The organism is Streptomyces hirsutus (genome assembly GCF_001418415.1).
In the GTDB taxonomy this organism is placed as follows: Bacteria; Actinomycetota; Actinomycetes; order Streptomycetales; family Streptomycetaceae; genus Streptomyces; species Streptomyces hirsutus.
Genome location: NZ_LIQT01000311.1, coordinates 9,207 through 16,570, shown reverse-complemented (window position 1 = coordinate 16,570; position 7,364 = coordinate 9,207). Strand labels below are relative to the sequence as shown.

The 7,364-nt window shown below is 69.8% G+C and carries 5 protein-coding genes and 2 pseudogenes; 6 read left to right on the top strand and 1 reads right to left on the bottom strand.

Annotated elements, in window-relative coordinates; translation table 11 throughout:
• Positions 1–182 precede the first annotated feature (182 nt).
• The 5 genes and pseudogenes from AOK11_RS22885 to AOK11_RS45265 all read left to right on the top strand — a co-directional run.
• Positions 183–1,280 (top strand): ABC transporter substrate-binding protein, encoded by a 1,098-nt coding sequence (locus AOK11_RS22885; RefSeq protein ID WP_055595602.1) that lies wholly within the window; start codon positions 183–185, stop codon positions 1,278–1,280.
• An 80-nt stretch (positions 1,281–1,360) separates the two neighbouring features.
• Positions 1,361–2,920 (top strand): sugar ABC transporter ATP-binding protein, encoded by a 1,560-nt coding sequence (locus AOK11_RS22880; RefSeq protein ID WP_055595601.1) that lies wholly within the window; start codon positions 1,361–1,363, stop codon positions 2,918–2,920.
• Positions 2,913–3,875 (top strand): ABC transporter permease, encoded by a 963-nt coding sequence (locus AOK11_RS22875; RefSeq protein ID WP_055595600.1) that lies wholly within the window; start codon positions 2,913–2,915, stop codon positions 3,873–3,875. Before AOK11_RS22880 ends, AOK11_RS22875 begins: the two co-directional genes overlap by 8 nt.
• Entirely contained in the window at positions 3,872–4,906 is a 1,035-nt protein-coding gene (locus AOK11_RS22870; RefSeq protein ID WP_055595599.1) for an ABC transporter permease, read from the top strand. Before AOK11_RS22875 ends, AOK11_RS22870 begins: the two co-directional genes overlap by 4 nt.
• Positions 4,905–5,093: pseudogene (locus AOK11_RS45265) on the top strand (hypothetical protein); the annotation flags it as partial. The gene AOK11_RS22870 and the pseudogene AOK11_RS45265, both read left to right, overlap by 2 nt.
• An 11-nt stretch (positions 5,094–5,104) precedes the next feature.
• On the opposite strand, the gene AOK11_RS22865 reads toward AOK11_RS45265, so the two are convergent.
• The gene (locus AOK11_RS22865) at positions 5,105–6,313 is read right to left on the bottom strand and encodes an RNA-guided endonuclease InsQ/TnpB family protein (RefSeq protein WP_055595598.1); all 1,209 of its coding nucleotides are present in this window, start codon (positions 6,311–6,313) and stop codon (positions 5,105–5,107) included.
• 133 nt (positions 6,314–6,446) lie between these two features.
• On the opposite strand from AOK11_RS22865, the pseudogene AOK11_RS22860 reads away from it, so the two are divergent.
• Positions 6,447–7,346, top strand: a pseudogene (locus AOK11_RS22860) (AbfB domain-containing protein); the annotation flags it as partial.
• Positions 7,347–7,364 lie beyond the last annotated feature (18 nt).

Below are 7,364 nucleotides of genomic sequence, written 5' to 3'. Positions count from 1 at the left end.
CCTCTCTCCCCCGCATTCCTCCCATCCCGCCTTGTGCGCAAGGGGTTTACAGCATCCTTCCAACGATGTAAAAACCTGATGGCGGCGAACCGGACGCCGCCTCGCACACAGGGAGCACCACCAGTTCCGCGCGCCCTACAGCTCCCCAGTTCCCTTTCAGCGTCACCCGGATCGGGGTCACCATGCAGCGCACCACCCACCGCTCTCCTCTCCTCGCCCGTCCCGTGATCGTGGCCATGGCCGCCGCGGTGGCCCTCACCGCCACCTCCTGCGCGAAGTCGGAGGACGACGCGTCGGCCGGCAAGAAGTCCCCGTCCGCCGCGGCCGACGCGGGCCAGAAGGTCGCCTCGCCGAAGCCGGGCGGCAAGACCTGCACCATCGACGCGTACGGCGGCGAGAAGCTCGACCTCGAGGGTGCGACCGTCGGCTTCTCCCAGTCGGAGAAGGAGGCCAACCCGTTCCGCATCGCCGAGACGCAGTCCATCAAGGACGAGGCGGCCAAGCGGGGCGTCAAGCTGCTGACGGCCAACGCCCAGTCGCAGTTCTCCAAGCAGATCAGCGACGTCCAGGACCTGCTCGCCAAGGGCGCCGACCTGCTGGTCATCGCGCCGCTCAACTCCGACGGCTGGGACCCGGTGCTGCAGGCCGCCGCCGCCAAGAAGGTCCCGATCGTCACGATCGACCGCAAGATCAACGCCACGGCCTGCAAGGACTACGTCTCCTTCATCGCTTCGGACTTCGTCGAGCAGGGCCGGCGGGCCGCCGATCAGATGATCGAGGCCACGGGAGGCAAGGGCGAGGTCGCGATCCTGCTGGGCGCGGCCGGGAACAACGTCACCACCGAACGCACCAAGGGCTTCAAGGACCGCGTGGCCGAGAAGGCCCCCGGTCTGAAGGTCGTCTTCGAGCAGACCGGCGACTTCGCCCGGGAGAAGGGCCAGCAGGTCACCGAGCAGCTCATCCAGTCCAAGCCCGGCATCAAGGGCATCTACGCGGAGAACGACGAGATGGGCCTGGGCGCGGTGGCCGCGCTCAAGGGCGCGGGCAAGAAGGCCGGCGACGTCGAGATCGTCACGGTCGACGGCACCCGCAACGCCGTGCAGGGCATCGTCGACGGCTGGATCACCGGCGTGATCGAGTCCAACCCGCGGTTCGGACCGCTGGCGTTCGAGACGCTGGACGCCTTCACGCAGGGCAAGGAAGTGGCCCAGGACATCATCATCGAGGACGGCGCCTACGCCCCCTCGAACGCCGAGAAGGACCTCGGCAGGGCCTACTGATCCCCGCGGGGCCCGGCCTGCCCGGCGGGCCCCGCCACCACGTCACCCCTCACTTCCTGACCCACTTCCTGGAGGCACAGGTGGCTCCCCCCGCCGAAGTCCTCGCCGTCCGCGGACTGAGCAAGACCTTCCCCGGCGTCCGGGCCCTGGACGACGTGGACCTGACCCTGCACCCGGGCGAGGTCCACGCCCTGATCGGCGAGAACGGCGCCGGCAAGTCGACCCTCATCAAGCTGCTCACCGGGGTCCACCGGCCCGACGCCGGTGACATCGTTTTCCAGGGCCGTGACGTCTCGTTCGCCACTCCGCTGGAGGCGCAGAAGGCCGGGATCTCGACCATCTACCAAGAGGTCAACCTCATCCCGCTGCTGAGCGTGGCCCGCAACCTCTTCCTCGGCCGCGAGCCGCGCACCCGCTTCGGCCTGCTGGACTTCGCCCGCATGCACAAGGAGGCCGAGGAGACGCTGCGCGCCTACGGCGTCCGGGTGGACGTCCGTCTGCCGCTGCGCGCCCTCGGCGTCGGCGCGCAGCAGATGGTCGCCCTGGCCCGTGCGGTGGCCACCGAGGCACGCGTGGTCATCATGGACGAACCGACCTCCTCCCTCGAACCGCGCGAGGTCGAGACGCTGTTCTCGGTGATCCGGCGGCTGCGCGACGACGGCATCGCGGTCGTCTACGTCAGTCACCGGCTGGACGAGCTGTACGCCGTGTGCGACACGGTCACCGTGCTGCGCGACGGGCGCCGTGTCCATCACGGCCGGCTCGCCGACCTCGGCCGTCTCTCCCTGGTGTCGACCATGCTGGGCCGGGAACTGGGCGAGGTCCGCGAGGAGGGCCTGACCAAGTTCACCGGCGACCACCACGCCGCCGGTACCCAGCCCGTGCTGGAGGCACGGGATCTGACGGTCCCGCACCGGCTGCGGGGCGTGTCCGTGACGATCCGGCCCGGCGAGGTCGTGGGGCTCGGCGGGCTGCTCGGGTCCGGGCGGACCGAGACGGCCAAGGCCATCTCGGGTGCGCTGGCGACGAGTTCGGGCCGGGTCGTGGTGGCCGGTGTGCCGCTGCGCGGCGGGTCCACGCCCGCCGCCATCCGGGCCGGTGTCAGTCTGCTGCCCGAGGACCGCAAGAGCGAGGGCATCGTGCCCGGTCTCTCGGTCCGCGAGAACATCGCGCTGGCCGTGCTGCCCCGGCTGTCCCGCTTCGGTCTGGTCTCCGAGGCACGCGTCGACCGTGTCGTCGACACGTTCATCGAACGGCTGCGCATCAAGGCGTCCTCGCCGCACCAGAAGGTCGGCGAACTGTCCGGCGGCAACCAGCAGAAGGTGCTGCTCGCCCGCTGGCTGGCGATGAACCCCAAGGTGCTGCTGCTGGACGAGCCCACCCGGGGCATCGACGTCGGGGCCAAGGCCGAGGTGCAGAAGCTCGTGGACGAACTGGCCGAGGACGGCCTGGCCGTCCTGCTCATCTCCTCCGACCTGGAGGAACTGATCGAAGGGTCCGACCGCGTGGTCGTACTGAAGGACGGTGCGGTCGTCGGCGAGCTGGCCGGCGACGAGGTCACCGAGGACACACTCATGCGGACCATCGCCGGGCACGCCCCGGCCGGGGTCACGGCCGCGGAGGAGGCCGGCGATGGCTGAAGCCGCTCTCCGCACCGCGCCGCTGGACCGGACCCGCGTCCTGCAATGGCTGCAGACCTACGGCGTCTACGCCGGCGTGGCGCTGCTCCTGGTCGTCAACATCGTCATCACCCCGTACTTCCTGTCCGCGGAGAACTTCCGCACCCAGGCCGTGCAGGTCGCCCCCGTCATCATCGTCGCGATCGGGATGACCCTGGTCATCGGCACCGAGGGCATCGACCTGTCGGTCGGCGCGGTGATGGCCCTCGCGGCGTCCGTGACGGCCCTCTACCTCGGCTACGGCCTCCTGCCGGCACTGCTGGTGGTGGCGGTGTTCGCCGCCGCGATCGGGCTGGCCAACGGAGCGCTGGTCGCCCTCGTCGGGGTGCAGCCGATCGTGGCCACCCTGGCGCTCATGGTCGGCGGCCGGGGTCTCGCGCTGGTGCTGCTGCCGCAGCTGGAGGACCTGCGCAATCCGGGTCTCGCCTCCCTGGGATCCGGCGACGTGCTGGGCGTCCCGTACCTGATCCTCATCGCCGCCGCCCTGGCACTGCTGGCGGCGTTCGTGGTGCGCCGCACCACGTTCGGACGCCAGCTCCTGGCCATCGGCGACAGCCGGCCCGCCGCACAGCTGGCCGGCCTGCCGGTGCGGCGCGTGCTGATCATCGTGTACGTGCTGTGCGCGCTGCTCGCGGCCGTGGCGGGCGTCCTGGCCACCGCGCGGCTCCAGGCCAGCGACCCGACCTCGCTGGGCAATCTGATGGAGCTGTCCGCCATCACCGCCGTCGTGGTCGGCGGGACCCCGCTGACCGGCGGCCGGGTCAACATCGCCGGCACCGTGGCGGGAGCCGTCCTCATCCAGCTGCTCACCGCCACCCTCATCAAGCACGATCTGCCGCCGTCGTGGACCCAGATCGCGCAGGCCATAGTGATCGTGTGCGCGGTCTACGCGGCACGGGGACGGGGGAAGCGATGACCGCCACGAAGACGGACGCACCCGTGACCGCCGCGGGCGGCGGACCGCCGAAGGACACCGGGCCCGAGGGCGCCGCGCGCAAGGAGCGGCTGAGCGGCCTGGTCCAGCAGCACGGGGCGCTGGCCGTGCTGGTGATCGTCTCCCTGGTGGCGTCGTTCAGCTTCGACTCCTTCGCCACCGGGGACAACGTCGGCAACATGGCGACGAGTTCGGCGTTCCTGGCGATCGTCGCGCTCGGGATGACCTTCGTCATCATCACCGGGGGCATCGACCTGTCGGTCGGTTCCCTGTTCGCCCTGGGCGGTGTCCTGGCGGCCTGGGGATCGCGGCACGGGACGCCGGTGGCGCTGCTGCTGCCGCTGGTGGTGTGCGGCGGGATCGGCGTCGTCAACGGGCTGCTGGTGGCCCGTTCCCGGCTGGCGCCGTTCATCGTCACGCTGGCGGCGATGCTCGGGGCGCGCGGCCTGATGCTGGCCCTCACCGACGAGGGCGCCGAGACGTATCTGATCGGCAAGGGCTCCTTCCTCGCCGAACTCGGCCAGGGCACCACCCTCGGCATCGGCAACCCGGTGTGGATCACTCTGGCGCTGTTCGCCGCGGGCGCCGTCGTGCTGCGCCGCACCCGCTTCGGGCAGCATGTGTACGCGGTCGGCGGCAACGAGGACGCGGCGGCCCTGATGGGCGCTCCGGTGGCCCGTACGAAGATCCTCGTCTACACGCTGTCCGGGCTGCTGGCGGGCCTTGCGGGCGCGCTCAACGCGGCGTGGCTCGCCTCCGGGGTGACCATCCTCGGCAACGGGATGGAGCTCGAGGCCATCTCCGCCGTCGTGATCGGCGGCACCCTGCTCACCGGCGGCCTCGGTTTCGTCAGCGGCTCCCTGGTCGGTGTGCTGCTGCTCAAGGTGATCCAGAACATCATCAACCAGATCGGCTCCCTGGACTCCTCCTACCAGCAGGTCGTCAGCGGCGCCTTCCTGGCCGTCGTGGTCGTCGCCCAGACCTGGCTGGGCCGCAGACGCCGGCTGCTGTGAAGCTCCGGACGCGGCAGCCCTCGCCCAGTGGGAGGCCGAGTACGACCGTGTCGTCGACCAGCACCACAGCTCGCCCTCGGTGATGATGTGGATCAACCAGAACAAGGGCCGGGGTCAGTACGACCAGGCCCGCACCGCGAACGAAGTCAAGGCGTACGACCCATCCCGCCTGGTGAACAACTTGGCTTCCTCCCCCGCCTAAAGGCGGGGGAGTCCAGCGGTCGCCCGCTGGGTTTCCTGCTTCACCGACGACCGCCCCGTCCGGGAGAACTCCCGTTGAGGTCTTACACCGTCTCCACAGGCAGACGCCGCCAGCCCGGCGGCCAGGATGTTGCGTGCCGCGTTCACGTCGCGGTCATGCACCTTGCCGCAGTCGCACGTCCACTCCCGGACGTTCAGCGGCAGCTCCTCGCGGACCGTGCCGCAGGCCCCGCACAGCTTCGAGCTGGGGAAGAAGCGGTCGATCACGACGAGTTCACGCCCGTACCAGGCGCACTTGTACTCCAGCATCGTCCGCAGCTCGGTCCACGACGCATCCGAGATGGCGCGCGCCAGCTTGTGGTTCTTGACCAGGTTACGGACGGTGAGATCCTCGATCACGACCGTTTGGTTCTCACGGACGAGTCGAGTCGACAGCTTGTGCAGGAAGTCCCGGCGCCGGTCGGCGATCCGCGCATGGACGCGGGCCACCTTCCGGCGGGCCTTTTCCCGGTTCGCCGAACCCTTCGCCTTGCGGGACAGCTCCCGCTGTGCGCGAGCGAGCCGGGCCCGGTCACGGCGCTCATGGCGGGGGTTGGTGACCTTCTCCCCGGTGGACAGCGTCACCAGCGATGTTACGCCCGCGTCCACGCCGACTGCATGATCGGTGGCTGGAGCCGGGGTGACGGTGTCCTCGCACAACAGGGACACGAACCAGCGGCCCGCGGCGTCGCGGGAAACGGTCACCGTGGACGGCTCCGCATCCTCGGGAAGGGGACGGGACCAGCGGATATCCAACGGGGCGGACATCTTTGCCAACGTCAGCATGCCGTCACGCCACTTGAAACCGGAACGCGTGTACTCAGCCGACTGCCGGGACTTCTTCTTCGACTTGAAGCGCGGGTACTTCGCTCGCTTGGCAAAGAAGTTCGCGAACGCCGTCTGAAGATGGCGCAGAGCCTGCTGAAGCGGTACCGAGGACACCTCCGTCAGGAAGGCGAGTTCCTCGGTCTTCTTCCACTCCGTCAGGGCGGCCGACGACTGAACGTAGGAAATACGACGCTGCTCGCCGTACCAGGCGGCGGTGCGCTCTTCCAGCGCCTTGTTGTACACGAGACGGGCGCAGCCGAACGTGCGGGACAGCTCTTCCGCCTGCTCACCCGTGGGGTAGAAGCGGTACTTGAAAGTCCGCTTGACCTGCTGCGTCACGCCTCACATTCTATCAGTTTCCGTGTTAGCAAGGTGTATCGGGCAGCGGCGGAGTGCGCTCCGCCGCTGCCCGGTTCCGAAGCAGGGATGCTTTTCCTCGCACGGCTGGAATCGGGGGTTTCCAGGCAGGGAGGATTTGATGAGCGGTGTCAACTGCTGCGGCTCCGTCGACGGCGGCAACGGGGACGTCGTCGACCACCATGTCTACGTCGGTCCCGGCACCACGGTGCCCGACGCCGGCCGTGCGGCCGTCCTCGGCGAGTACGGCGGGCTGGGTCTGAAGGTGCCCGGTCACGAGTGGTACCCCGGCGGCGGCTTCAGCTACGAGGACCAGCCGGACGCGGCCCACCTCGACAACCGGTTCGTCGGCCTGCTGGACGCGATCCGCGAGGTGCGGCTCCCGCGAGGCCTGTCCGGCGCGGTCTACACCGAGATCACCGACGTGGAGAACGAGGCCAACGGCCTGCTCACCTACGACCGTCAGGTCGTGAAGGTCGACGAGGCACGGGTGAGGGCCGCCAACCGCGCCCTGATCGACGCATCCCGCTCACCGGCGGCCCCCGTCACCCTGCCGGCCGGTCAGTACCGGTCCCTCGGCGTGACGACACCGGGGCTGACGAACCGGTACGTGCGGCACCGGGACGGTGCGGTGTTCACCGAGGTCGTGGACGGCGGCAGCAGCGCGCTCCTGAAGAACGACGCCACCTGGAGGGTCGTCCCCGGCCTCGCCGACGGCTCCTGCTACTCGTTCGAGTCGCGGAACTATCCCGGCGAGTATCTGCGCCACCGCGAGTACCGCGTGTACAAGGAGTCCGGCAGCGGCGACCTGTTCCGGGCGGACGCCACCTTCTGCCCGGTGCGCGGCGCGAACGGGGCCGTGCGGCTGTCCGCCCACAACTTCCCCGAGCAGTATCTGCGCCACTACGACGCCCAGTTATGGCTGGCCACCCCGGGCGGTACGCACGCCTGGGACAGTCCCGCTCTGTTCGCGGAGGACACCACCTGGACCGTGGCGGCGCCCTGGGCGCCGTGAGCGGTGTGCGGCGCCCCG

What these genes read in the sequence shown, in the direction of transcription:
- AOK11_RS22870 (WP_055595599.1), top strand. Translation starts at nt 3,872, where the DNA reads ATGACCGCCACGAAGACGGACGCACCCGTGACCGCCGCGGGCGGCGGA.
- AOK11_RS22885 (WP_055595602.1), top strand. Translation starts at nt 183, where the DNA reads ATGCAGCGCACCACCCACCGCTCTCCTCTCCTCGCCCGTCCCGTGATC.
- AOK11_RS22875 (WP_055595600.1), top strand. Translation starts at nt 2,913, where the DNA reads ATGGCTGAAGCCGCTCTCCGCACCGCGCCGCTGGACCGGACCCGCGTC.